A 24,269-nucleotide genomic window follows, 5' to 3' on the forward strand; every position below is an offset into this window, starting at 1 on the left:
GCGTGCTACTTGCAAGGAGCTCGGACATGTGCCGTTTTCCTGCTCCATGCCTGCCACGCTCCTGACCCCGCCGGTACCGCTGAATCTGCGGCAGATCGAAGTCTTCCATGCCATCATGATCGCCGGTTCCCTCAGCGGGGCGGCACGCATGCTGTGTGTTTCCCAGCCGGCCGTCAGCCGCGTGCTGGCCACGGCCGAAAGCCGGCTGCGCATACTGATGTTTGAGCGTGTGCGCGGGCGCCTTCAGCCCACGCCTGAAGCGCACCGTCTGTTCTCCGAGGTGGAAAGCATCCTGGAGGGTGTGCGCCGCTTTAACGCGCTGGCTGTTGACTTGGTCGGAGGCTCCCAGGGCGAGCTGTCGCTGGTTTCCAGCCCCAGTTTCAGCGAGTGGCTGATACCGGTGGCGATCAAGCGTTTCCGGGCCCGCTATCCGGATGTGCGGATCAAGTACCGGCCATTGCCGTTCGACTCGTTATTGCCGCATGTGTTGTTGGGACACGCGGACCTGGCGATCTCTTCGATGCCGCCGCCGCCCAGTGCCAACGCGGCAGCGCGGGCGATCGGGCACAGCTTCATCGAGTGCGCAATGCCCGAGCGCCATCCGCTGGCGCAGGCCGAGGCAGTGAGCGCGGCCGACCTGGTGGGCCAAACCTTCATTGGCTATGGGCGCGACACGCCTTTCGGCCGACTCACCGCCGATTTCTTCGCCGCATCGGGCTTGCCTTTGCGCGCCGACATCGAGATCCGCTCCACGCCCGAGGCGATGGGGCTGGTGCGTGAAGGCGTAGGCGTGGCATTGATCGAAGCCTTTGGTGCGCGGCGCCCGGTGACTGATGGCGTGGTGCTCAAACCGCTCGTGCCCAGGCTCGCGCACCGCATCTACCTGATCCACACCAACGTCAGCCCGCTGTCGGCCATGGCCAAGGAGTTTCTGGCCATCTTCAGGCGCCTGCTGAAACAAGAGGGGCGCGACAACACGCTGCCCCCCACGCTGCCCGAGCACCCGGGCGAGGATGTGCCCGTACGCACGCCTCGCCCCTGAGCCGAGCCAGTCGCCGCTTGGGCCGCAAGTCGAGGCGGCGCAGGTGTCGTTGCGCACCATCGACAGTCCGGTTCGGATGTCCATCACCTTTTGTCCCCAGGCCATAACGCGCGGTTATCGACGGGTTGGTTGAGACGCTTTGTGCACCACGGGTTTTTTCTTTGAGATCAATCACTTGCGGCAGATTCGAAGCGTGCCCTTGTGGCCTGCCAGGACGGTTCAGGCGCAGTTGGTCGTAGAGACGGCGGGCCAGATCATCCTGCTCAGACCAACTCTTCTGCCGCCATGAACCGCTCGATCACCGTCGCCGCCGCCCAGCTCGGGCCCATCCAGAAAGCCGAAGGCCGCGATGTCGTCGTGGCCCGCATGGTCCGCCTGCTCGAGCGCGCGCATCAGCGCGGCGCCAATGTCGTGGTGTTTCCCGAACTGGCGCTCACCACTTTCTTTCCGCGCTGGTACGTCGAGAACCTCGACGAGGCCGACCCCTGGTACGAGGAGATGCTGCCGTCGCCCGCCACGCAGCCGCTCTTCGATGCCATCCGCCGCCATGGGCTCACCTGCTACCTGGGCTACGCCGAGATCGCCCACGAGGCTGACGAGACCGGCCTGGTGCGCAAGCGTCGCTTCAACACGTCGGTGGTGATTGCCCCCTCGGGCGAGATCGTGCTCAAGTACCGCAAGGTCCACCTGCCCGGGCACAAGGAGTTCTCCACCATCCGCAAGGTGCAGCACCTGGAGAAGCGCTACTTCGAGGTGGGCAACCTGGGCTTCCCGGTCGTGCGCGCCCCGGTGGGCAAGGTGGACGGCGTGAACCTGGGCATGCTGATCTGCAACGACCGCCGCTGGCCCGAATCGTGGCGCGAGCTCGGCCTGCAGCAGGTCGAGCTGGTCATGCTGGGCTACAACACGCCGGCGGTGAACCAGGAAAACCGCGGCTTCGAGGCGCACCACCTGCGCAACTTCCACTCCCAGCTTTCCATCCAGGCCGGGTGCTACCAGAACGCCACCTTCGGCGTGGGCGTTGCCAAGGCCGGCAACGAGGACGGCTTCGAGCTGATGGGCCACTCCATCATCGTGAACCCCCAGGGCGAGATCATGGCCATGGCCACCAGCTGGGACGACGAACTGGTGGTGGCCGACTGCAACCTGGACACGTGCCTGCTGGGCCGCAACACCATCTTCAACTTCACCCAGCACCGCCGCCTGGAGGCCTACACCCGGCTCACCAGCCAGACCGGCAGCACCGAGCCCCCGGTGTGGCAATCGGCGTGAAGGAGGACTCCGCGATGACGAGCACCTCCACCCCTTCTGCCGCGGCGCTGCCGGACCACATCGAGCACGCGATGCTCGGCACGATGCGCGTGCCCCGTTTCGAAGACGTGCTGCGCGCCGCACACGCCATCGCGCCGCACGTGCGGCGCACGCCGCTGCTGCGCTCGCCCGCGCTGGACGCGCTGTTGGGCGGCACCGTCTGGATCAAGCCGGAGAGCCTGCAGGTCACCGGCTCCTTCAAGGCCCGCGGCGCCTTCAATGCCCTGCTGGCACTCACGCCGCAGGAGCGGGAGCGTGGCGTCGTGGCCTATTCGACGGGCAACCACGGCCAGGCGATCGCCTGGGCGGCCCAGCAACTGGGCGTGTCGGCCACCATCGTGATGCCGATCGATGCCCCGAAGACCAAGGTGGCGCGCGCGCTCGCGCAGGGCGCGAAGGTCATCCACTACGACCGCGAGAGGGAAAGCCGCGAAGACATCGGCATGCGCCTGCTGGCCGAGACCGGTGGGACGCTGATCCCGCCGGGCGACCACCCCGAGGTGCTGGCGGCGCAGGGCACCGTGGCCCTGGAGGCGCTGCAAGACCTGCCGGCCGGTGCGCAGGAAACCCTGGGCCTGTTTGCCGCACCCTGCGGTGGCGGCGGCCTCATGGCCGGCTGCTGCCTGGTCCTCGATGCGCTGAGCCCCGGCGCGCGGCGCGTAGCCGCCGAGCCCGCGGGCTTCGACGACACCGTGCGCTCGCTGCGCAGCGGTCGGCGCGAGACCAATGCCCCTGGCGCCCGCACGCTGTGCGATGCCTTGCAGGCCGTCACGCCCGCAGAGTTACCGTTCGCCATTAACCAGCCGCTGCTGCACGAGGCCGTGGCCGTGACGGACGAGGAGGTGGCCCGCGCGATGCGATTCGCGCTGGAGGAACTGCACCTCGTCGTTGAGCCTGGCGGCAGCGTGGCACTCGCGGCGATGCTGGCCGGCCATCTTTCGCTGCGCGGGCAGAGCGCCGTGCTCGTGCTCTCCGGTGGCAACGTCGACCTGCCGGTTTTGCAATCCGTGATGGCGCGGACCGAGGGCTGACCGCCATTGCACCCATTCCCCATAGCAACGAGGCCGACGCCGCCGTGCCCCGGTGCAGCGTCGCCCAGGAGACCGCAAGCCCCTCAATCGATCTTCAGAAAGTCTTGACCATGTCGTTCTTCAACGCCCGTTCTTTTTCCTGCCGCCGCTGGCTCCTCAAGGTGCTGGCTGCGCCGCTGGCCGCGCTGGCCCTGTGCGGCTACGCGCAGGCCGCGTATCCCGACAAGCCGATCACCTTGATCGTGCCCTTCAACGCCGGCACCACGCCCGACATCGTCTCGCGGCTGCTCGCCGATGCGGTGGGCCGCGACCTTGGCCAGTCGGTGGTAGTGATGAACCGTGTCGGCGCCTCCGGCATCATCGGCACGCAAGCCACCATCGCAGCCCCTGCGGACGGCTACACCATCGCCTATGCCAACGTGGCGACGCTGGCGATCAACCAGTCGCTCTACAAGAAGCTGCCCTACGACGCCGACACCCAACTCGCCCCGGTGGCGCTGACCGGATTCGTCCAGAACGTGCTGGCCGTGCGCAGCGACCTCGGCGTGAAGGATGTGGCCGGCCTCATCGAGATGGCCAAAAAGCAGCCCGGCAAGCTCACCGTGGCCTCAGGCGGCAACGGCACCACCGGCCACCTGAGCGCCGAGATGTTCAAGTCCATGGCTGGCGTGTCCATCGTGCACATTCCGTACAAGGGCGGACTGGAGGCCGATCTGGCGCTGATGCGTGGCGAGGTGGACCTGGTGTTCGAGAACATCACCTCCATCGCTCCCCACCTCAAGGGCGGCAAGATCACGCCGCTGGCGGTGACCGGCGCCACGCGCGACAGCCGCCTGCCCGAGCTGCCCACCATCGCCGAAACCGGCTTGAAGAAATACCAGGCCGTCGCCTGGACCGGCTATGTCGCACCGGCTGGCGTCGATCCGAAGATCCTCGACGCCCTCAACGCCGCTTTCAACAAGGCATTGAATTCGCCTGCGGTGAAGCAGCAGCTGGCCGCCCAGGCCTACGAGATCCACACCGGCCCGCGTCAGGACCTGTTCGACCTCGCCAAAAAGGAACGTCCTGTCTGGGCCGATGTGGTCAAGCACTCGGGCGCCAAGATCGACTGAGGCGGGCGCACATGGCCGAATTCGACCTGGTGGTGCGCCACGGCACGCTGATCGACGGCACGGGCAGCGCCCGGCGCCAGGCCGATGTCGGCATCCGCGGCGCGCACGTGGCTGCCATCGGCGACCTGGCGGGACTGCGTGGCGCGGTCGAGATCGACGCCACCGGCCGCATCGTGGCGCCGGGTTTCATCGACTCGCACACGCACGACGACCGCTACCTCATGCTCGACCCGGACATGCCAGCCAAGCTGAGCCAGGGCGTGACGACGGTCGTCACCGGCAACTGCGGCATCAGCCTCGCGCCCTGGGGCGCGCCGGTCGGGGCCACCGTACCGCCGCCGCTGAACCTGCTGGGCCACGATTCGGCCCTGTTCGGCGATGCCACCTTCGCGGCCTACCTCGCGCGCCTGGAGGCTGCGCCTGCGGCGGTGAACGCAGCCTGCCTGGTGGGCCACACCACCTTGCGCGCGGCGACGATGGAACGTCTCGACCGGGCCGCCACACCGGAAGAGATCGCACGCATGCGGGCGCTGCTAGGCGAGGCCATGGCCAGCGGCGCCATCGGGCTGTCCACCGGCGCGGCCTATCCCACGGCCATGCCGGCCACGACCGAAGAGATGGCGCAGGTGGCCGAAGTGATCGGCCCCTACGGCGGCGTGTACGCGAGCCACATCCGCGACGAGGGCGACCATGTCTTCGCCGCGTTGGACGAGGCCTTCGCGATCGGCCGTGCAGCGCAGGCACCGGTGGTGGTGTCGCACCACAAGCTCATCGGCCCGCGCAACCATGGCCGTTCGGTACAGACGCTGGCCCATGTGCGCCAGGCCATGGCGCAGCAGTCCATCGCGCTCGATTGCTATCCCTACTGCGCGGGCTCTACCATCCTGCGCAAGGACCGCATTCCGGTGTCGAGCCGCATCATCGTTACCCAGTCCCAGTCGCACCCCGAGTTCTCGGGCATGGACCTCGACGCGATCGCGCGGCGCCTCGGTGTGTCGATGGAAGACGCGGTCGACCTGCTGCAGCCGGCCGGGGCCATCTACTTCCTGATGGACGAGGCTGACGTGCAGCGCGTGCTCGCCTTTCCCCAGAGCATGATCGGCTCCGATGGCATGCCCCACGACACGGCACCGCATCCGCGCCTATGGGGCACGTTTCCGCGCGTGCTGGGCCACTACTGCCGCGACGTCGGCCTGTTCTCGCTCGAACAGGCGGTGCACAAGATGACGGGACTGACTGCCCGGCATTTCCGCTTGCCCGGCCGCGGCGTGCTGCGCGAAGGCGCCTTTGCCGACATCACCGTATTCGATGCCGGCCGGATCGCCGACCGGGCGACCTGGGAGGCCCCTACGCTGCGCGCGGAGGGCATCGATGCCGTCATCGTCAATGGGCGGCCTGTGTGGCGCGGCGGCCAATCGCTCGGCGTGCGCAGCGGGCGCGTGGTACGCCTGACCGACGAGGCCGGCCCCTCCCACGAGTGAGACGACCTGCTCGATCTCATGTGCCGCCCGCCACAAGCGCGTCCCAGAAGTCGCCGTTGAGTGGCGCGCGCGGATTGTCGATGCGTTCGATCAATCCGATCTCGCGATAGAAGGTGTCGGCCCCCAGGTTGATCTCACGCACCCCCGAACCGATGACCGAGAGCGCAGGTGTGCGTGGAAGAACCGAGATGCCAAGGCCGCGCGCCACCAGCAGGCCGATCGCTTCGATCGGATCGGTCTCCACCGACTCCTTCGGTGCGTACTTCTTGCGTTGCAGGAAACGTTCGACGAGGCTGCAGCCGTGCGAACGGCGTTCGTAGCGGACGAAGGGGTAGTTCGAAAGCAGCCATGTCACGTCGCTCGACGCCTCGCCTGGCGGCACGATCAGCACGAAGGGCTCCTGCCGCAGAGAGCGCCAGCGCAGCAAGCCCCCGAGCGGGTAAGCGGGCTTGACGATCAGCGCGCAGTCGAGCTCGTGCTGCTCCATCATTGGATGACGGGCTGGCGCATCGGCTACGCGGCGGGGCCGCGCTGGCTGGTCGACGCCCTGCAGGTGCTGCGGTCGCAAAGCACCTCGAACGCCTGCTCGATCTCGCAGGCCGCCGCCGTTGGGGCACTCGACGGGGGAACCGGCTTCATCGACGATTGGCCGGCGATGCTCGCCGAACGCCGCGACCGCGTGCTGCAGACCGTCGCACGCATCGACAGCCTCGCGAGCGGCACACCTGAAGGCGCGTTCTACGTCTTCGCGAATTGCAAGGAACTGCTGGGCCATTCCACGCCCGAGGGCCGGCGGCTCGAAACCGACCTCGACCTCGCCAACTACCTGCGCATCGCCTACGCGGTGGACATGCCGGTGCTCGACGCGGCTTTCAGGACCACCGAGCACACCCGCGCGTCGGAGTCGCTCATGGAGGCCTCGCTCATGCGGCGCTTCCGGCCACCATTTCCCAGTCGAGCCGCACGCGTCCCAGCGCCATGACCGCCGCCGCCTGGCTCGGCTCGACGACCGGAATGCCTAGAGCGCGTTGCAGCGGCGCCCGGTATGCGGCCATGCCGGCGCAGCCCATCACGATCACCTGCGCCTGGCGCTCGTCGCGCAGGCGCCGCCCCACTTCGATCATGCGCGCCAGCGTGCGCTCGGCGTCGATCAGTTCGGTCACCGGTATGTCGATTGCCATCTCGCCGACGAAGCGGTCCAGCACGCCCATCGCGCCCCAGGTGCGCAGATGGCGTGGAATGGAGCCTTGCAGGATCGCGATCACGCCGAAGGTGTGGCCCAGCGTCAGGGCTGTCAGCACGCCGCATTCGCTGATGCCCAGGACCGGGCGGCGCACCGCTTCGCGCACCAGATGAAGGCCCGGGTCGCTGAAGCAGGCGATGACGAAGGCGCCGGCTTCTTCTTCGAGCGACTGCGCGAGGCGCGCGAGTGGCGGGATGACCGATTCCACGTCGCGCTGCGTCTGGATGCCTGGCGGGCCTTCGGCGAGCGTGAGGCAACGGATGTCGGGGCCGCCGGCCATGCGCAATGGCGCCATGGCGGCGTCGATGCCTGCGGTCACGGCCTCGGTCGAGTTCGGGTTGATGACGAAGACGGTGGATCGCATCGCGGTCCTCCAGAGTGGTGGTCGCTCAAAGTCTAGGTGCGGCCTGCCGCGCGTGAACGGCACGTTCCTTGCTGTTTTGTGGGTCTCCCTTAACGCGAAGTTAAGGGCCTCAATTCAGTGCAAGGAAGTCTCCATGTCCATGAACCTGCGTCAGATCGAAGTGTTCCGGGCGGTGATGACGACGGGTTCCATCAGCGGCGCATCCCGTGTGCTGCACGTGTCGCAGCCCGCGGTGAGCCGCCTGCTGTCCTATACCGAGAGCCGTCTCGGCTTCGCGTTGTTCGAGCGCATCAAGGGCCGGCTCTATGCCACGCCGGAGGCCAAGCAGTTGATTCGCGAGGTGGAGAACGTGTACCTCGGCGTGCAGCGCGTGAGCGAGCTGGCGCACGATCTGGCCGATCGGCGACATGGTCTGCTGCACGTGGTGTCGAGCCCGAGCATCGGCCAGACGCTGATTCCGCAGGTCATCGCGCGCTTCAGGCAGAGCAACGCGGATGTGCGGGTGACCTTCCAGTTCCTGAGCTATGCGCATCTGAAGGATCGGTTGCTGAATCGCCAGGCGGATCTCGGCGTGGTCATCCTTCCGATGGACCATCCGAACCTGCAGGTGACGCCGATCGCGCGTGGCACGATGGTCTGCATCTGCCCGTACAACCATCCGTTGGCCCGCCGGTCGACGCTGAACCTCGTGGACCTGCGACCGTTTGCGCTGGTGAGCTATGGGCGCGACACCCCGCTGGGCATGCGCATCGCCGACATGTACGAGGCGGTGGACGAGCCGTTGAAGGCGGCGATCGAAGTCGGCTCGCCGCAGAACGCCTGCGCGCTGGTCGAGATGGGGGCGGGCATCGCCATCGTGGACGAGTTCTCGGTGCGCAGCTGGCCCGCGAATCACTTTGTCGTTCGGCCGTTGGCGGGTGCACCTTCGCTGATCGCGAACCTCGTGTATCCGTGCTACGAGCCTCTGTCGCAGCCGGCGCAGGCTTTCGTCGGTACCTTGCGTGCGTTGCTGGCGCAGCAGGGCTTTGCTTCGCCGGATGCGGATGTGCCGGCGAATGACGGAGCTTCCGAGCTGCTGCGTCACGCCGCCTGAGGCAGCGGCACGCCGGACCACGCCATAACGTCCTGTTAAGGACGCACCACAAATCAGCATACGACAAGCGCCGCCGCGCGCCACACCATTGCGTCCGACGCCTCGCGTTGCGTCAACTCACTTTCCCAGGACCCCGCCCATGCTCAACGAAGCTGCCCGTACGACGCCCGACTGGACAGTGATCCGCGGCGGCCGGCTGGTCGAGCCCGGCGTGCCGATGCCCCGCACGGTCGACATCCTCATCAAGGACGACACCATCCACGAACTCGGCGCGCCCGGCATGGTCGTGCCCGAAGGCACGCAGGGAGTCGACGCCGCCGGCATGCTGCTGCACCCCGGGCTTGTCAACGCCCACACGCACGGCCACGGCAATCTCGCGCGTGGCATGGGCGACCGCTGGACGCTGGAGCTGCTACTCACCGCCGGCCCGTGGATCAGCGGCAACCGCTCCTCCGAGGACAAGCACCTCGCCACGCTCATCGGCGCGTCGGAGATGCTGCTAAAGGGCTGCACCGCCTGCTACGACTTGACCTTCGAGTTTCCGAGCCCGACCGTGGAGGGCATGCAGGCCGCCGCCGCGGCCTACACGCAGGCGGGCATGCGCGCCGTGCTCGCGCCGATGGTGGCGAACCTGAGCTTCTTCGAGGCGATTCCGGGGCTGCTCGATGCGCTTCCGCCCAAGCTGCGCAAGGCGGTGGAGCGAATGCGCATGGCGCCCACCGATTCGATCCTGAAAGCCATGGCCGACACGGTGAAGCACTGGCAGGGCGACACCGGCCAGGTCCGGCTCGCCATCGCGCCGACCATTCCGCACCACTGCACCGACGAGTTCCTGATCGGCTGCCGCAACCTCGCGCACGAACACGGCCTGCCGATGCATTCGCACGTGTCCGAATCGAAGGTCCAGGCCATCGCCGGCATGCGCACCTACGGCACCACGCTCACGGCGCACATGGACAAGCTCGGCCTCGTCGGTCCCGGCCTCACCGTGGCCCACGGCGTATGGCTGGATGACGACGACATGAAGCTGCTCGGCGACAGGGGTGCCTCGGTCGCGCACAACCCGGGCAGCAACATGCGCCTGGGCAGCGGCCTCGCGAACATGCGCAGGATGCTGTCGAGCGGAGTGAACGTGGGCATCGGCACCGACGGCTCCAACTGCTCGGACAACCAGAACATGTTCGAAGCCATGCGCCTCGCTTCGATGGTGTCGAAGGTGCAGGGCCCGGACTGGCAGAACTGGATCACCACCGGCGAAGTGCTGCACGCCGCCACGGTGGGCAGCGCGCGGGCGCTGGGCTTCGGCGACACGCTGGGCCGCATCGCACCAGGCTACAAGGCGGACGTGGTGTTCCTCGACGGTCGCAACATCAACATGATCCCGCTCATCAACATCACCAACTCGCTGGTGCATGCCGAGGACGGCGGCGCGGTCGACTCGGTGATGGTGGGCGGGCGCATGGTCGTCGCGCAACGCAAGCTGCTGCATGTCGACATGCACAAGCTCGCGCGCGACGCGGAGAACGCCGTCGAGCGGCTCGAGCGCCTGAACCACTCGAACCACGCGCTCTATTGCGAACTGGAGCCGGTGGTCGGCAGCTTCTGTCCCGGCTTGGCGGCGGAGCCCTTTCACGTGCATCGCTACGGCGCGTGCCAGCACACCCACTGAAACGCCTTCCCTGATCCGGTCGACATTCGAATGACAAAGACACTCTCTCCAAGCGGCGCCATGAGCGCCACCGGCGTCTACACGATCTGCCCGACGCCCTTCCTCGCCAACCGCGAGATCGATCTCGAAAGCATCGCCACGCTGGTCGAATTTCAGGTCGATGCCGGCGCCGCGGGCCTCGCAGTACTGGGCTTCCTCGGTGAAGCGCACAAGCTCTCGGCGCAGGAACGCAGGGACGTGATCGGCGCCTTCATCAAGGCGTCGGCAGGGCGCCTGCCGGTGTGGGTCGGCGTGCGCGCGCTCGGCATCGCGGGCGCGGTAGAGCAGGCGGTCGAGGCCGAGGCGCTGGGCGCGGCGGCTGTGTTCGTCGCGCCGCTGGACAACGCGTCAGACACGGTGCTCTTCGACTACTACCGCACGGTCGCGCAATCGGTCGGCATCGCCGTCGCCATCCACGACTTCCCCGATTCCTTCGGTACCGAGATCAGGCCTGAGCTGGTGGCACGCCTCGCGAAAGAAGGCGGCGTGAACATCATCAAGATGGAAGAGCCGCCCGTCGGCCCGAAGATCACGCGCATCCGCGAACTGGCCGGCGACGCCATGCGCATCTTCGGCGGTCTCGGTGGCGTGCATTTTCTCGAAGAGCTGCAGCGCGGGGCCATCGGCACCATGACGGGCTTCGCGTTCCCCGAAATCCTGGTGCGCATCCACGCGCTCTACGCGGCCGGCGACGTGGCGGGCGCGGCGGCCGTGTTCGACAAGTACTGCCCGCTCATCCGCTACGAATTCCAGCCCAAGGTGGGGCTGGCGCTGCGCAAATACATCTACATGCGGCGCGGGGCGATCGGCTCGGCAGCCATTCGCTCGCCCGGCATGCGCATCGATGCTCTGACCGAGGCCGAGATCGAAGCTGTCGTGGCGCGCGTCGGCCTGTCGCTCCAAGCGACCGGCGCGCAGGCGATCGCATAGTGGGTGACGACGATGAACACTTCCGTCGCTGATCCCGCCGCGCCCTTCGACCTCACCGTGCGGGGCGGCCGCATCTCCACCGCCACCGAGACCTTCACCGCCGACATCGGCGTGCGCGGCGGCGTCATCGCCGCCATCGCGCCCGGTCTGCCGGCGGGACTGCGCGACATCAACGCCACCGGCCGCTGGGTGCTTCCCGGCGGCATCGACAGCCACTGCCACGTTGAACAGCTCTCGGGCATGGGCGTGATGTGCGCGGACAACTTCCACTCGGCCACCGTGTCGGCCGCGTTCGGCGGCACCACCACCATCATTCCCTTCGCGGCGCAGCACCGCGGCATGGCGATTCCGAAGGTCGTGGCCGACTACGCGGCACTCGCGCGCGAGAAGGCCGTCATCGACTACGGCTTTCACCTGATCCTCGCGAACCCCGACGATCAGGCGCTGAAGCAGGACCTGCCGCAGGCCATCCGCGACGGCATCACATCGCTCAAGGTCTACATGACCTACGACCGCCTGAAGCTCGACGACTACCAGCTGCTGGACGTGCTGGAGCTCGCGGGCGAGGAGGGCGCGCTGGTGATGATCCATGCCGAGAACCACGACATGATCCGCTGGATCGCGCGCCGCCTTCTCGATGCCGGCCGTGTCGCGCCCAAGTATCACCGCGTGGCGCACGATCCGCTGGCCGAGACCGAGGCCACGCAGCGTGCGATCGCGCTGTCGCGGCTCATCGACGTGCCCGCGCTGATCGTGCACGTGGCCGGCGCCGAAACGGTGCAGGTGCTGCGCGACGCGCGCGCGCTGGGCGCCAGCGTGCATGCGGAGAGCTGCCCGCAGTATCTCTTTCTCACGGCCGACGACCTCGACAAGCCCGGGCTTGAGGGCGCCAAGTTCTGCTGCTCGCCGCCGCCGCGCGACGCGGCTTCGCAGCAGGCGGTGTGGGACGGCTTCAAGGACGGCACGCTGTCCGTGTATTCGTCCGACCACGCGCCCTACCGTTACGACCAGAGCGGCAAGCTGCCGTATGGCGATGCGACCACCTTCAAGGACATGGCCAACGGCGTGCCCGGCATCGAGCTGCGCATGCCGCTGCTGTTCTCCGAGGGGGTGATGGGCGGCCGCATCACGATCGAGGAATTCGTCGCGCTCACTGCCACCAACCACGCCCGCCTCTACGGCCTGCTGCCGCGCAAGGGAACCATCGCGATCGGCGCCGATGCCGACATCGCGCTGTGGAACCCCGGGCGCGAGGTGCAGGTGAGCACCGCGATGCTGCACGACAACGTGGGCTACACGCCCTATAAAGGCCGTACCGTGCGCGGCTGGCCCGAGGTGGTCGTGAGCCGAGGCCGCGTGATCGTCGAGGACGGCCGGATGCACGCCGAACGCGGATCGGGCCAGTACCTCCCGCGCGGCATACCCGAGCCGCTGGCCGCGCACGCGCGCCGCGCCGCCGATGGCGCCTCCAGCCCATTTTTCAAGCGCCTCAAAGGCATGCAGAAAGACCCTGAATGAGTTCCACATCGCGCCGCTTCGGCCTCGCCGTCGCCCAGCTCGGGCCGGTTCATCTCGCGGACAGCCGCGCTGGCGTCGTCGCCCGCCTTGTCGCCATGATGCGCGAGGCGCGCAGCCGCGGCGCGCGCATGGTGGTGTTTCCCGAGCTCGCGCTTACCACCTTCTTTCCGCGCTACTGGCTGCCCGACGCGGAGGTCACCGAGCGCTTCTTCGAGCCCTCCATGCCGAGCGCCGAGACGCAGCCGCTCTTCGACCTCGCGCGCGAGCTGCGCATCGGCTTCTATCTGGGCTACGCAGAGCTCACGGAGGACGGCCGGCGCTTCAACACCGCGGTGCTGGTGGACGACCAAGCGAACATCGTCGGTCGCTACCGCAAGATCCATCTGCCCGGCCACTCGGACCACAAGCCCGAAGCGCCGTTCCAGCACCTGGAGAAGAAGTACTTCGAGGTCGGCAATGAGGGCTTCAAGGTCTGGACGACGCTCGGCACGCGGATCGGCATGTGCATCTGCAACGACCGGCGCTGGCCCGAGACCTTCCGCGTGATGGGCCTGCAAAGCGCCGAGCTCGCCGTGCTGGGCTACAACACGCCGAGCTGGAACATCCACTGGAGCGAGCCGCCGCACCTGCGCATGTCCAGCCACCTGTTGTCGCTGCAGGCCGCGGCCTACCAGAACGCGATGTGGGTCGCGGCTTCGGCCAAGTGCGGGGCCGAGGACGGCTTCCACATGATCGGCGGCTCCGCCATCGTCGCGCCCAGCGGGGAGATCGTCGCGCAGGCGCAGGGGGAGGAAGACGAGGTGCTTGTCGTCAACGCCGACCTCGCGCTGGGCGACAACTTCCGCGAGCACGTCTTCAACTTCGCCAAGCACCGGCGGCCCGAGCACTACGGGCTGATCGTCGAGCGCACCGGCGCCGGCGAGTCGCTGGGCGGGCCACCCCTTTCCACTTCAACTTCATCTCTCCAGGAGTAGCCACCATGAGCGAACTGAACCGCGTTGTCGCGATCCGCGTGCTGGGGGCAGCGCTTGCCGGCGCCGCCGTGTTTTCCGCCACGGCGCAAACAGGCGCGCCGCTCAAGACCGGCGTGGACGCGACCTTCGCGCCGCACGCGATGGTCAAGCTCGGCGGCGGCCTGCAGGGCTTCAACATCGAGCTCGGCGAAGAACTCGCCAGGCGCGAAGGCCGCAAGCTCGAGATCGAGGGCACCGAGTTCTCGGGCCTCGTGCCCGGACTGAACGCGAAGAAGTACGACTTCATCCTCGCGCCCGTTACCGTCACGCCCGAGCGCGCCAAGGCCATGCTCTTCACTGAAGGTTACCTGGATACCGACTACACCTTCGTCATCAAGAAGGGCACGGCGCCCATCGCCGCGCTGGAGGAGCTCAAGGGCAAGACCATCGCCGTCAACAAGGGCTCGGCCTACGAGAACTGGGCCAAGGACAACGCGCAGAAGTACGGCTTCAGCTTCGACGTGTACGGCACCAACGCCGATGCGGTGCAGGCGGTGCAGTCGGGCCGCGCCTTCGCCAACCTCGCGGGCAACACGGTGGCCGGCTGGGCCGCCAAGCAGAACCCGGCGGTGCAGACCAGCTACACGGTGAAGACCGGCCTGGTCTGGGCGCTGGCCTTCCGGGCCGATGACAAGGCTGGCCGCAACGCGGCCTCGATGGCGCTCAAGTGCATGAAGCAGGACGGCACCGTCGCTAGGCTCGCGGAGAAGTGGTTCGGCGCCAGGCCCGATGCATCGGCCACCGCCGTCAAGCTCGCGCCCGGCCACGGCGTGCCGGGGCTCGAGGGCTACGACGCCACGCCCGTCACGCCCAGCTGTTCGTGAGCACTGCGGTCCTCGAAGTCGTCGGCCTGCACAAGGCCTACGGCGCCACCCCTGTGCTGCGCGGCATCGACCTGCGCGTGCGCGAGGGCGAACTCGTCTGCGTGATCGGGCCTTCGGGCTCGGGCAAGAGCACGATGCTGCGCTGCTGCAACCGGCTCGAGGAGCCGAGTGCCGGACAGATCGTGGTCGAGGGCCACGACATCACGCGCGCCGATGCGAACCTCAACCGCATCCGGCAGCGCATCGGCATGGTGTTCCAGCAGTTCAACCTGTATCCGCATCTGGACGCGCTCGGCAACGTGATGCTGGCCCTGCGCCTGGTGCAGGGCCATTCGAAGGACGAAGCGCGCCGGCGCGCGCTCGCGGCACTGGAGCGCGTGGGCCTCGCGGACAAGGCGGCCTCGCGTCCGGGGGAGTTGTCGGGCGGGCAGCAGCAGCGCGTCGGCATCGCGCGCGCGATCGCGCTGGAGCCGGGCGTGATGCTCTTCGACGAGCCAACCAGTGCCCTCGACCCCGAGCTGGTCGGAAGCGTGCTGACCGTGATGCGCGAGCTGCGAGAAGCCGGCATGTCGATGCTGGTCGTCACGCACGAGATGGCCTTCGCGCGTGCCGCCGCCGACCGCGTGGTGTTTATGGATGGCGGCGTGGTCCTCGAGGAGGGAACACCCGCACAGGTCTTCGAGGCGCCGGTGCATGAGCGTACGCGCGCCTTCGTGTCGCGGCACCATCACGCGCGCAGCTGAACCGCATGAACTGGTTCGACCGCCTGGTCTTCACCTTCTTCAACACCGAAGTCGCGGCGCGCTATTTGCCCGACATCGTCAAGGGCATGGGCGTGACGGTGACGCTCGGCCTCTGCGTGGCCGCGACCGGGTTGGCGCTGGGCCTGCTGCTGGCCGTTCTGCGCACCCTGCACAGGCCGTGGTTGTCTTTGCCCATCGTGGCCTTTGTCGATATCCTTCGCGCGCTGCCGCCGCTGGTCGTGATCATCGTGCTGTTCTTCGCGTTCCCGTACATCGAGCTGGCAATGTCCTCGTTCACCGCGACCTGGATCGCTCTGTCGCTGGTGCTCGCTGCCTACGCCGAAGAGAGCATCTGGGCCGGCCTGCTCGCGTTGCCGCGCGGCCAGCTGGAGGCTGCGCGCTCGACCGGCCTCACGTGGTGGCAGTCGATGCGCCGCGTGCTGCTGCCACAGGCCCTGCGCATCGCGGTGCCGGCCCTGACCAACCGCGTGATCTCGACCACCAAGAACACGGCGTTGGGCTCGGTGGTCGCGCTGAACGAGGTGCTGAACAACGCGCAGTCGGCCAGCAGCAACGCGGGCAATCCAACGCCCCTGACGCTCGGCGCGGTCGCATACCTCGCAATCTTCCTGCCGGTGGTTTTGAGCGCACGCTGGCTCGAGACGCGCTGGCGTTGGAAAAGATGAAACTCACACTCCATGGACGCCATCCTCCAGAACTTCTTCAACCTCGCGGTGTACCGAGAAGTCTTCGGCTTCCTGCTCGCCGGGCTGTGGACGACGGTGTGGCTGTCACTGCTGGTGATCCCGGTCGGCGCGGCATCGGGCCTCGCGATCGCGCTGCTGGCCACGCAGACGCGCAGGCGCTCATTGCGAATTCTGCTCGCAGCCTATGTCGATTTCTTTCGCGCTTTTCCGCCGCTGGTTCTGTTGATCTTCATCTATTTCGGCGTGCCCTTCCTCGGCATCGACTTGCCGAAGCTGATGGCCGTGGCGATCGGTTTCATGCTCAACAACTCGAGCTACTACGCGGAGGTGTTTCGTGCCGGCATCGAGAGCGTGCCGGTCGGCCAGATGGAGGCCGCGCGCTCCACGGGCCTCACGCGCACGCAGGCGCTGCGGCATGTGATTGTTCCGCAGGCCGCGCGCAACGTGCTGCCCGACCTGGTCGGCAACAGCATCGAGGTGGTGAAGCTCACGACCATCGCCAGCGTGGTCGCCATCCCCGAACTCCTGCGGGTGGCGCGTGACGCCCAGTCGCTGATCTACAACCCGTCGCCGATCGTGCTGGCGGCGCTGATGTATCTCGCGGTGCTGTGGCCGCTGGTGCGCTGGCTGAGCCGGCTGGAGCACCGGCACATCAGGGCGCGCTGAGGCAGTCGCCTCACTGGCTGCCGGGGTTGTGGTGCGCCATGCCGACGGCGGCCTCGTCGCGACTTTGCCGAGGGTGATGCGACCTGTCCGATTGGAAAGGCCGCCTCGGATTTGATCCACCTCGGCGACCGCCGCGACGTGAAGACCTACTCTTTCCCGGACGATCACAGCGGTGTAGCCGAGGATTACACCTGCGGCTTCCTCTTGGGGACAGCGCCGACAGTGAGCTCGCTCCAGTTGGGCGGATGCGTGCTTTCGGCCGCTCGATTTAGGGCTTGTCCGTGAGGCGCTGGAGTCTCGACCAGGCCACGGTGTTCATGGGCCACCGCCAGCTGAAACACGGACTTTGCCAAATCGGCGGCAACGGTCGTAGGATTCATCTCGGACTCCTTCGAGCGGGGACAGCCATCGCCGGCGTCCATCTCCCATATCAAACATCGGCCTGCTCACCCATGCATCTGACAACTCCAATACAGATCGGCCAAGTCGTGAACTTCTGCGTTGGAACACGACGATGAATCCGATCGCACAAGAAGGAGAGAGTCCCGGTCGCTGGCAAATGTTGGCGCTGCTCGCACTCACCCTGGTTTTGTCGATGACAACTTGGTTCTCGGCCTCCGCGGTGATCCCCCAACTGCGGCAAGAGTGGGCGCTTTCCACCAGCGCCACTGCATGGCTGACCATCGCCGTTCAACTCGGCTTCGTGTTCGGCGCGCTAGTCTCGAGCTTCCTGAATCTCTCCGACATCGTCTCGGCGAAGCATGTGATCCTGGGCGGAACGATTGGTGCTTCCACGGCGAACGGGCTCTTGGAACTCGCTGGCGCAGGCGACATCGGAATTGCGCTTCGCTTCGCAACAGGTTTTTTCCTGGCGGGCGTGTATCCCCCAGCCCTCAAGCTGATGGCCACATGGTTCCGGAGAGGTCGCGGAGTCGCGCTCGGCATCCTCGTTGGAGCGATTGTCTTGGGACAGGCGGCGCCTCATCTCATCAACGGACTCGGCGGGCTGGATTGGCGCTTGGTGATCTACATGACCTCCGCTTTGACGCTGATTGGTGGTTTGATTGCAGAGTTCGCGGTGAAGGAAGGTCCCTCTCCTTTCCCAACGGCGACATTCGATCCCAAGCAGGTGTGGCGCGTATTTGCCAACCGCGGCGTCCGTCTGGCTTCCTTCGGTTACTTCGGCCACATGTGGGAGCTGTTTGCAATGTATGCGTGGTTCATGCTGTTCTTCTCCGAGGCGCTGGTAGCCCGAGGGACGACTGTGGGCTCGGCTGCCGCCTTCGCGACATTCGCGGTCATTGCCGTTGGGGCATTGGGCTGTTGGGTAGGCGGCATCCTAGGTGATCGCTGGGGCAGGACCAGAACGACCGCGCTAATGATGGCTATTTCCGGGAGCTGCTGCATTCTGATCGGCTTGCTGTTCGGCTCATCCCCATGGCTGCTGCTCATCGTCGGCTTGGTGTGGGGTTTTACCGTCGTGGCCGACTCGGCGCAGTTTTCGGCGATGGTCACCGAGCTTGCCGATCAATCTTATGTAGGAACAGCTTTGACACTGCAGCTTGCTCTTGGGTTCGTCCTCACGATCGTGACGATCTGGCTGATTCCTTTGATCGCAGATGCCTTTGGATGGCGGTGGGTGTTCGCGTTTCTGGCCCCAGGTCCCGCTCTCGGCGTGCTGGCGATGCTCCAGCTTAAATCTTTGCCGGAATCGGCTCGCCTTGCCGGAGGTATCGGCTAGTGGCCTGCCGGCGCGTGTGAGAAGGCCGATCGCTCATCAAAGCGAGCGTTGGACGACCGCTTTGCAGAATTCAGTATCGACCGCCGAATGTCAAATCCATTCTCCAACGCCAGGCCTGCCACGCCGCGGGTCGCGGGGCGTGGGTTCCACCCGCCAACATCTAAGGAGAACGAGCGCTCGAGTCAGGCGGTGACAAGAGGGGGAAAGCTCACCTGTTCACCCGGCGCTCGAGCTCTTCGATGCTTGCAAGCACGCCATTGAGTGGCGGCACGTCGCCGAAGATCATTCCCGCCATGGCGACATAGTCGGCGCTCAGCGCGTCGCGCATGGCGGGCGTTGGTGTCAGCGTGAATTGGCCATGCGCAGCCGTCGTCAGGCCGAGGTCGGCACTGCCGAAGAAGAGTCGCGCATGTGTCGCGCAGTTCGCGGCGAGATCACGATTGCCAAGCCACTGCGTTGCCCGTTCATTGCGCATGAGCTGGTGCGCGTCGTAGTAGTGGCGCGAACCCCTTTGGCCGCCATGGCGCAGGACACCGCGCCGGTCATGCCACTGTCGCAGGCCGTGGAGGATGATGATCTTGTCCCAGAACGTGCGCTCAGCCTCGACGGTGATGACGTTGCCAACGCGAAGATCAAGATCAGGAAGATCAGCCGCGATATACGGCGTGACCGAAGCGGACGTATGCGGATCGAGGGCCGACTTCGCGCCCGCTTCGATCTTGACGGCGGACCGGATGTAGTCATCCGTGCGTGCCGTCGCCGCCGGGGACCAGAGCAGCAAAGTCTGTTCATCGGCATCGTCAGGGTCGCACTCCAGTTTCATGCGGCCTTTGCCAATAGCATCGATACGCTGCGCAAGCTGGCTTGTCAGCGAACCGTTGATGAAGGCCTGACAGGCCTCGCGAATTGCATCGAGTCTTTTGCGTTGCTGCTTGCCGCTGAGCCCATCAAGCTCTGCGGCATCGATGGCTTGGCCGATGTCTTCGCGGAACATCGTGATATCGATGTCCTCAGAGAAGCGGGGGATGAGGTCGAAGGCCTTCGAGAGCGATGTCCCGCCCTTGAAGAGCAGGCGGGGACTTCCGGCCTCAAGACCGTTGAACAACGCGTCGAGCGTCCAGCACACCCAAAAGTCCTTCTCGACGTTCTGCACGGCGGTGCCGAGGCGCGCGGCGGTTTCTACGAAGAGCGCACCTCTGTCAGCATCGCTCGATGCAATCACTTCTTCATAGGCTGTGTTCATCGCGGCTCCGCCGGGGTGCGGGCGGGCGAAGGCTTGCGCCGTGAGGCGGCCCTTGCCGGATCAGGTGGATCAGTGGCTGGCATCGGGTCGAAGGCCGGGATGGTCCTCAGGAAGCTTTGCATCCACGCGGGCAAAACGCTGAAGCCTTGCGTCAAATCACTCCGGATGTTGTCACCGTGTTTCGGATCGCTGAGAAGGCGCGCAAGCATCTTTCTGATGCGGTCACCGTCTCCGGGGAGCGTGTCCCTGAGCCAGTGCAACGCCTGGACGACCCGCATGGCCGGTCTACCCGCCCAATAGAGGCGGCTCGGCGCAGTCGGCTTGAACTCGATGGTGAGCTTGTCGAGGTGGATGGAGCGGGGCTGCGTATCTGTGTAGATCGTGACGCGCGCCGGAACGGCATCGGTCAGCCCGAGGTCGTTGGCTGCTGTCATTCCATCGACGAGGATGCGGGCCTGGTCGCGCCGCGCGAGCGCATCGACCACTGCACGGTAGTCAGGTGAAGCGGGACGCTTGGTGAGACTGTTGAGGGCGGGGCGGTCATACAAGCCGCGGTCGATCCGGCGCAACGCGCCACGCGCGACCATGCGTTGCAGCGTCTTGTCGATGGCGGCGCGCGTTCCCAACGCGGCGAAGTCAGTGGGGACCCAAACATAGCCAGGCGCGGCGGCGTCGAGCATGGCTGTGATGCGATCTACGGTGTGGGACATTTGAACCCTTTGTCCGAAGTTTATATATAAACTTCGGACAGATGGCAAGCCATCAGAACCACAGCGTGTCCGAACTTTATATATAAATTTCGGACAACTGGACCTATTCTCCTGGGACACCCACTACGTCTTCGCTTCGTTCCGCTGCTTATCTAGCGTCAGCCTGGACGATCGGGGCGAACCAACTTGATTTGCAGACAGTTGGGTAGTCGGTAAGGTGCAGGGTCTAGACGAAACTCGACGGGTTCGAGTGCGTTCTGCACTGTCCTCTGTGAGACCGGTTGTCAAACGTTCAAAAGACGGTGCGCAGCGCATCTGACGCTCCTTGAAAGGCGCGGCTGCTCGGCCCCGCTACGACACCGACTGCGGAATCGTGAACACCATGTTTGCCGCGCCGCGGAATTCGCCCTTCGTCACAAGGAACCACAGCGTCGCGTGGTCGCCGAACAGCTCGCCAACGTTGCCGCTCGCGGCGGCGCGGCGCGCGACCATCATGCCGTAGGTGTTGGCGCGCGTTTCAGCGGCGGTGAAGTGATTGCCGATGACGCTCATGAAGATGCCGGCACAAACCACCATGTCGGCCGTGAAGGTGTTGCCCGTCAGCACCACGGTCTGGAACAGGCCCCGTGCCTGTCTGACGGTCAGCAGCTTGATGGTTTCCGCGCCTAGCGCCAGCCGCGTCACCAGGTTGTGCGCGAAGACCAGTTGGCCGGTGCCGGGTTGGACCTCAAAATCGCCGGGCTGCAGCGCGCGCAGCAACGCTTCGCGCGGCACTTCGGGGTCGGGGATGCCGTAGAACGCCACGTCGCCCGCGAACTGGCAGTGCGTGATTTCGCAGACGCTGGTGATCTCCTGGAACACAGCCGCTGCTCGTATCGCCGCCGGCAGCGTGCAACCGCGCATGCGCAGCACGCGCGCGTTGCCCACGGCCAGCCAGGGCAGCTGGCTGTCGTTCCTGCCGGCCACGTGCACGCCGTCGAGTTCAACCTGGGCGTTGTTGTTCAGCGCGATCAGCGCGCGGCCGCTCAGCGTCAGCTGCAGGTCGCGCAGTTCCAGCGCGGCCAGGCCGGCCAGGGCGATCGGGCCGGTAGCCGCGATCACCGCCGTGGGCCCGCAGCCGTGCAGCGACAGGCGCCGCGCGGGTCGCGTGTTCGCCGCGTCCAGCTGCAGGCCGGCCTCCAGGCGGTGCTGGCCTGGCAAGAAGCAGATGCACAGCGAGGGGCGCGCAGCCAGAAGCTTCTCCAGCAGTTCGCTATTCAGTTCAGGGAAGTTGCCCCCCTCGCCGATCGTGATCTCGCAGCCGCCACCCCCATCGCTGGTGGTCGGTGTCGTGGCCGTGGCCGCGAACACCAGCACCTGCTCGGACACGGGGCTGCCGCCGCTGGTCAGCAGATGCGCGCGCACGCGCTGGTGCTGCGGCGTGCCCAGCTGCCATGGGCATTCGGCCAGCCCCTGGGCGTTGCAGCTCGCGTCGAAGGCGTTGGCCGGCGGACTGCCCACGCTGCCGGCGCCGACCTCCACGGTGAAGCGCACGCGCGCGCCGGGCACCGGCAGTGCGCCGCGCATCACGCGCACGCGCAGCGGCTCGGGCAACGCGCCGCCGGGCGTGGTGTCCTGGCCGTCGCCACCCACATAAAGCAGTTGCGTCATCCTGGTGAGCGGCGGGAACAGGTCGCGGCAGTCGGAGATGGCCGTGACCAGGCCGTTGGCATCCACCGTCACCAGGCCCAGGCGGGCCCAGCCGTCGCGCACCCCGGCCGGAGGCTCGGCGACGGGTTCGCCGTCGCCGTCGCGCGGCCATTCCACGTCGGCCGTGACGGTGCGCGCCGGGATCTGCCAGTAGTCGCCCGGGCGGTAGCTGCTGCCGGGCGCAAAGCGGATCTGCACGCCGTCCTCCAACGTGGTCCAGTCGCCTTCCTCCACCGCCAGCGCGTTCTCGCCGACCGCGGTCGGCGTGTGGTCCCAGCGCCGCAGCACCGGATGGCGCGCCGGGTCCTGGCCCAGCGTGCCGGCGGGCACGCCGGCCAGCACCAGTTCCAGCGCATCGTTGCCATCGTGCAGGTACTCGAAGAGCTGGCCGGCGCGGCCCTGCAGCTCGGCCTCGTCGTCGACCAGTTCCACGCGGTCGTGCAGGGCCAGGTCCAGGTGGGCGTCGCGGCCGCGTGCGGCCAGACGCACCGTGGTGCGGTTGGCGGCGGTGTCGATGCTGACTTCCTGCACCGCGTAGGCGACCGAACCGTTCTCGCGCGACCACTTGAACCTGGCTGCGCCGGTCGTGTCCACGGCGTGGATTTCCACGCGGTAGAGCTGGTTCTCCAGCCGGCGGTAGCCTGCGCTGGCGGCGATCTCGCAGACGCCGGTCGCGGCCAGCTCGGGTTCGGCGCGGGCGGCCAGGCGGGCGGCCGGCGGCGCGGTCAGAGCGGTCCAGGCGGCCACGTCGGCGCCACAGTGCCAGGCGGCGTTGTTGGGCGCAGCCGGCAGGGCGAGCGCGCGCACCTGGGCCACCTGCTGTGCGCGCGTGGCCGTGTCGGGCCCGCCCAGCGCCACCTCGCGAATGCCGGGGGCCTCCAGCGCGCTCACATGGCGTTGCCAGGCGCGCAGGTAGACGAGGTGCGTGCCAGCCGCGAGCCGAAACGGCACGCCGCCGTCGGGCTGGTTGGCCAGCGAGGCGGCCTGCTCCCATTCGCACAGCTGGCCCTGCGCGTAGTAGCGGCCCGCGCCGATGCGCAGGCTGGCCGCCGGTAGTGCCGCGGGCGCGCCGGCGCCGGTGGCGGCCACGCGCCAGGCCTGGCCGCCGCCGACCAGCCAGGGCGCCTCGGTGCCGGCCACTGCAAGCCCGGCCAACGCCGGGCTTGCGGCCACGGGCTGCGCGCTCCAGGTGTTGCCGCCGTTGGTTGTGGCCAGCAGCGTGCCGCCGTCACCGGCGACCCAGCCGTTGTTGGCGTCGCGAAAACACACGGCGCGCAGCCTGGCGGTGCTGCCGCTGGTGGTGGCCGTCCAGGTGGCGCCGCCGTCGATGCTGCGCAGCACGGTGCCGCCATCGCCCACCGCCCAGGCCTGGCCGCCGGTCAGCGACACCGCGCGCAGCGTGGCGGTGCTGCCGCTGTCCACGCGGCTCCAGGCCGCGCCGCCGTCGGTCGTACGCACGATGGCACCGCCCGGCCCCACGGCCAGGCCGTCCTGCGCGCTGGCGAAGGCCACGGCGTACAGCCGGTCCACGCCGCCGGCGTGACGCGTCCAGTTGGCGCCGCCGTCCACGGTGCGCAGCACCAGGCCGCCGTCGCCCACGGCCCACGCGTGCTGTGCATCGAACACCGCCGCGCCGCGCAGCGTCTGCAGGCTGCCGGCGTTCTGCACGGTCCAACTGCTGCCCGCGTTGTTGGTGCGCAGCACGGTGCCGCCGTCGCCCACGGCCCAGCCGGTGTTGGCGGCGCGTCCGATGGCGCGCAGGTGCCGCGTGCTGCCGGTGCTGGCGAGGGTCCAGGCCGCGCCACCGTTGGTGCTGACCAGCAGCGCGCCATCCTCGCCGGCGATCCAGACGCTGTTGGCGTCGGCCGCGTGCACAGCCAGCGCGCCCATGCCGGCCGACAGCGCGAAGCCGGCGTTCTCGGCCGGCGCGCCGCTGACGCCGATCACATCCTCGGCCAGCCGCTCTGCGCGGTGGCGCGTGATGTCGCCCTGCTCGTTGAAATCAGCATCGGTGATCACGCGGCCTTGCTGCATGCGCACGGCGGTGTAGTGCGCGCCGGGCGCGAAGGTCTCGCGCGAGAGATCGGCTTTCATGGTGTC

21 protein-coding genes are annotated in these 24,269 nt (G+C 67.3%); 16 read left to right on the forward strand and 5 right to left on the reverse strand.

The features are described from left to right. Positions 1 to 46: 46 nt before the first annotated feature. The 5 genes from ACSQ89_RS33500 (at position 47) to ACSQ89_RS33520 (ending at position 5,977) form a co-directional block, all read left to right on the forward strand. Positions 47 to 1,042, forward strand: a complete 996-nt coding sequence (locus tag ACSQ89_RS33500; protein WP_093103647.1) for a LysR substrate-binding domain-containing protein — start codon at positions 47 to 49, stop codon at positions 1,040 to 1,042. Positions 1,043 to 1,327: 285 nt separating this feature from the next. After that, positions 1,328 to 2,314, forward strand: a complete 987-nt coding sequence (locus ACSQ89_RS33505) for an N-carbamoyl-D-amino-acid hydrolase (protein WP_436292912.1) — start codon at positions 1,328 to 1,330, stop codon at positions 2,312 to 2,314. Between the two features lie 14 nt (positions 2,315 to 2,328). Next, positions 2,329 to 3,384: a threonine ammonia-lyase gene (locus ACSQ89_RS33510; RefSeq protein ID WP_436292913.1), complete on the forward strand. Its 1,056-nt coding sequence runs from the start codon at positions 2,329 to 2,331 to the stop codon at positions 3,382 to 3,384. Positions 3,385 to 3,494: 110 nt separating this feature from the next. Further along, a complete protein-coding gene (locus tag ACSQ89_RS33515) occupies positions 3,495 to 4,496 on the forward strand; it encodes a Bug family tripartite tricarboxylate transporter substrate binding protein (RefSeq protein WP_436296881.1) in 1,002 nt (333 codons plus the stop codon). Positions 4,497 to 4,507: 11 nt separating this feature from the next. Then, complete coding sequence (locus ACSQ89_RS33520) at positions 4,508 to 5,977, forward strand: N-acyl-D-amino-acid deacylase family protein (protein WP_436296882.1); 1,470 nt, start codon at positions 4,508 to 4,510, stop codon at positions 5,975 to 5,977. A gap of 16 nt (positions 5,978 to 5,993) precedes the next feature. On the opposite strand, the gene ACSQ89_RS33525 is transcribed toward ACSQ89_RS33520, so the two are convergent. Next, on the reverse strand, positions 5,994 to 6,467 hold the full coding sequence (locus ACSQ89_RS33525) for a LysR substrate-binding domain-containing protein (RefSeq protein ID WP_436292916.1): 474 nt from the start codon (positions 6,465 to 6,467) through the stop codon (positions 5,994 to 5,996). Between ACSQ89_RS33525 and ACSQ89_RS33530 the strand changes: the two genes are divergently transcribed. Next, positions 6,453 to 6,959 carry an aminotransferase class I/II-fold pyridoxal phosphate-dependent enzyme gene (locus ACSQ89_RS33530; RefSeq protein WP_436292917.1) on the forward strand — a complete coding sequence of 169 codons (507 nt, stop codon included), beginning with the start codon at positions 6,453 to 6,455 and terminating at the stop codon, positions 6,957 to 6,959. The two genes, ACSQ89_RS33525 and ACSQ89_RS33530, sit on opposite strands and share 15 nt — an antisense overlap. Here ACSQ89_RS33530 and ACSQ89_RS33535 read toward each other — a convergent pair. Continuing rightward, the gene (locus tag ACSQ89_RS33535) at positions 6,901 to 7,584 is read right to left on the reverse strand and encodes an aspartate/glutamate racemase family protein (RefSeq protein ID WP_436292918.1); all 684 of its coding nucleotides are present in this window, start codon (positions 7,582 to 7,584) and stop codon (positions 6,901 to 6,903) included. The two genes, ACSQ89_RS33530 and ACSQ89_RS33535, sit on opposite strands and share 59 nt — an antisense overlap. Positions 7,585 to 7,717: 133 nt before the next feature. Here ACSQ89_RS33535 and ACSQ89_RS33540 point away from each other — a divergent pair, with 133 nt between their 5' ends. The 10 genes from ACSQ89_RS33540 (at position 7,718) to ACSQ89_RS33585 (ending at position 18,527) form a co-directional block, all read left to right on the forward strand. Further along, positions 7,718 to 8,677, forward strand: coding sequence for a LysR family transcriptional regulator (locus ACSQ89_RS33540; RefSeq protein ID WP_436293025.1), 960 nt, complete (start codon positions 7,718 to 7,720; stop codon positions 8,675 to 8,677). Between the two features lie 139 nt (positions 8,678 to 8,816). Further along, a complete protein-coding gene (locus tag ACSQ89_RS33545) occupies positions 8,817 to 10,346 on the forward strand; it encodes an amidohydrolase family protein (RefSeq protein WP_436292919.1) in 1,530 nt (509 codons plus the stop codon). Between the two features lie 30 nt (positions 10,347 to 10,376). Beyond that, positions 10,377 to 11,315 (forward strand): dihydrodipicolinate synthase family protein, encoded by a 939-nt coding sequence (locus tag ACSQ89_RS33550; RefSeq protein ID WP_436292920.1) that lies wholly within the window; start codon positions 10,377 to 10,379, stop codon positions 11,313 to 11,315. 12 nt (positions 11,316 to 11,327) lie between these two features. Next, complete coding sequence (gene hydA / locus ACSQ89_RS33555; protein ID WP_436292921.1) at positions 11,328 to 12,833, forward strand: dihydropyrimidinase; 1,506 nt, start codon at positions 11,328 to 11,330, stop codon at positions 12,831 to 12,833. After that, positions 12,830 to 13,807, forward strand: coding sequence for an N-carbamoyl-D-amino-acid hydrolase (locus ACSQ89_RS33560; RefSeq protein ID WP_436292922.1), 978 nt, complete (start codon positions 12,830 to 12,832; stop codon positions 13,805 to 13,807). The genes hydA and ACSQ89_RS33560 overlap by 4 nt, the downstream gene beginning before the upstream one ends. Positions 13,808 to 13,812: 5 nt before the next feature. Beyond that, the gene (locus tag ACSQ89_RS33565) at positions 13,813 to 14,670 is read left to right on the forward strand and encodes a transporter substrate-binding domain-containing protein (RefSeq protein WP_093103633.1); all 858 of its coding nucleotides are present in this window, start codon (positions 13,813 to 13,815) and stop codon (positions 14,668 to 14,670) included. After that, positions 14,667 to 15,413, forward strand: coding sequence for an amino acid ABC transporter ATP-binding protein (locus tag ACSQ89_RS33570; RefSeq protein ID WP_436292923.1), 747 nt, complete (start codon positions 14,667 to 14,669; stop codon positions 15,411 to 15,413). Before ACSQ89_RS33565 ends, ACSQ89_RS33570 begins: the two co-directional genes overlap by 4 nt. A gap of 5 nt (positions 15,414 to 15,418) precedes the next feature. Further along, entirely contained in the window at positions 15,419 to 16,099 is a 681-nt protein-coding gene (locus ACSQ89_RS33575; protein ID WP_436292924.1) for an amino acid ABC transporter permease, read from the forward strand. A gap of 12 nt (positions 16,100 to 16,111) precedes the next feature. Further along, positions 16,112 to 16,786, forward strand: a complete 675-nt coding sequence (locus ACSQ89_RS33580) for an amino acid ABC transporter permease (RefSeq protein WP_436292925.1) — start codon at positions 16,112 to 16,114, stop codon at positions 16,784 to 16,786. A gap of 514 nt (positions 16,787 to 17,300) precedes the next feature. Continuing rightward, entirely contained in the window at positions 17,301 to 18,527 is a 1,227-nt protein-coding gene (locus tag ACSQ89_RS33585) for an MFS transporter (RefSeq protein ID WP_436292926.1), read from the forward strand. Positions 18,528 to 18,735: 208 nt separating this feature from the next. Here the strand turns inward: ACSQ89_RS33585 and ACSQ89_RS33590 are convergent, their stop codons facing one another. The 3 genes from ACSQ89_RS33590 to ACSQ89_RS33600 all read right to left on the reverse strand — a co-directional run bounded on the left by ACSQ89_RS33590 (position 18,736) and on the right by ACSQ89_RS33600 (position 24,263). Next, positions 18,736 to 19,770, reverse strand: coding sequence for a nucleotidyl transferase AbiEii/AbiGii toxin family protein (locus ACSQ89_RS33590; RefSeq protein ID WP_436296883.1), 1,035 nt, complete (start codon positions 19,768 to 19,770; stop codon positions 18,736 to 18,738). Beyond that, positions 19,767 to 20,450, reverse strand: coding sequence for a DUF6088 family protein (locus ACSQ89_RS33595; RefSeq protein WP_436292928.1), 684 nt, complete (start codon positions 20,448 to 20,450; stop codon positions 19,767 to 19,769). Before ACSQ89_RS33595 ends, ACSQ89_RS33590 begins: the two co-directional genes overlap by 4 nt. A gap of 381 nt (positions 20,451 to 20,831) precedes the next feature. Further along, the gene (locus ACSQ89_RS33600; RefSeq protein ID WP_436292929.1) at positions 20,832 to 24,263 is read right to left on the reverse strand and encodes a DUF6519 domain-containing protein; all 3,432 of its coding nucleotides are present in this window, start codon (positions 24,261 to 24,263) and stop codon (positions 20,832 to 20,834) included. Between the last annotated feature and the right edge of the window lie 6 nt (positions 24,264 to 24,269).

Source organism: Variovorax sp. LjRoot175 (genome assembly GCF_964253805.1).
GTDB lineage: Bacteria > Pseudomonadota > Gammaproteobacteria > Burkholderiales > Burkholderiaceae_C > Variovorax.

Excerpts from the sequence above, each read along its gene's own strand:
- ACSQ89_RS33500 (WP_093103647.1), top strand. The coding sequence starts at position 47 with ATGCCTGCCACGCTCCTGACCCCGCCGGTACCGCTGAATCTGCGGCAG.
- ACSQ89_RS33505 (WP_436292912.1), top strand. The coding sequence starts at position 1,328 with ATGAACCGCTCGATCACCGTCGCCGCCGCCCAGCTCGGGCCCATCCAG.
- ACSQ89_RS33510 (WP_436292913.1), top strand. The coding sequence starts at position 2,329 with ATGACGAGCACCTCCACCCCTTCTGCCGCGGCGCTGCCGGACCACATC.
- ACSQ89_RS33515 (WP_436296881.1), top strand. The coding sequence starts at position 3,495 with ATGTCGTTCTTCAACGCCCGTTCTTTTTCCTGCCGCCGCTGGCTCCTC.
- ACSQ89_RS33520 (WP_436296882.1), top strand. The coding sequence starts at position 4,508 with ATGGCCGAATTCGACCTGGTGGTGCGCCACGGCACGCTGATCGACGGC.
- ACSQ89_RS33525 (WP_436292916.1), bottom strand. The coding sequence starts at position 6,467 with ATGATGGAGCAGCACGAGCTCGACTGCGCGCTGATCGTCAAGCCCGCT.
- ACSQ89_RS33535 (WP_436292918.1), bottom strand. The coding sequence starts at position 7,584 with ATGCGATCCACCGTCTTCGTCATCAACCCGAACTCGACCGAGGCCGTG.
- ACSQ89_RS33540 (WP_436293025.1), top strand. The coding sequence starts at position 7,718 with ATGTCCATGAACCTGCGTCAGATCGAAGTGTTCCGGGCGGTGATGACG.
- ACSQ89_RS33545 (WP_436292919.1), top strand. The coding sequence starts at position 8,817 with ATGCTCAACGAAGCTGCCCGTACGACGCCCGACTGGACAGTGATCCGC.
- ACSQ89_RS33550 (WP_436292920.1), top strand. The coding sequence starts at position 10,377 with ATGACAAAGACACTCTCTCCAAGCGGCGCCATGAGCGCCACCGGCGTC.
- hydA (WP_436292921.1), top strand. The coding sequence starts at position 11,328 with ATGAACACTTCCGTCGCTGATCCCGCCGCGCCCTTCGACCTCACCGTG.
- ACSQ89_RS33560 (WP_436292922.1), top strand. The coding sequence starts at position 12,830 with ATGAGTTCCACATCGCGCCGCTTCGGCCTCGCCGTCGCCCAGCTCGGG.
- ACSQ89_RS33565 (WP_093103633.1), top strand. The coding sequence starts at position 13,813 with ATGAGCGAACTGAACCGCGTTGTCGCGATCCGCGTGCTGGGGGCAGCG.
- ACSQ89_RS33575 (WP_436292924.1), top strand. The coding sequence starts at position 15,419 with ATGAACTGGTTCGACCGCCTGGTCTTCACCTTCTTCAACACCGAAGTC.
- ACSQ89_RS33580 (WP_436292925.1), top strand. The coding sequence starts at position 16,112 with ATGGACGCCATCCTCCAGAACTTCTTCAACCTCGCGGTGTACCGAGAA.
- ACSQ89_RS33585 (WP_436292926.1), top strand. The coding sequence starts at position 17,301 with ATGAATCCGATCGCACAAGAAGGAGAGAGTCCCGGTCGCTGGCAAATG.
- ACSQ89_RS33590 (WP_436296883.1), bottom strand. The coding sequence starts at position 19,770 with ATGAACACAGCCTATGAAGAAGTGATTGCATCGAGCGATGCTGACAGA.
- ACSQ89_RS33595 (WP_436292928.1), bottom strand. The coding sequence starts at position 20,450 with ATGCTCGACGCCGCCGCGCCTGGCTATGTTTGGGTCCCCACTGACTTC.
- ACSQ89_RS33600 (WP_436292929.1), bottom strand. The coding sequence starts at position 24,263 with ATGAAAGCCGATCTCTCGCGCGAGACCTTCGCGCCCGGCGCGCACTAC.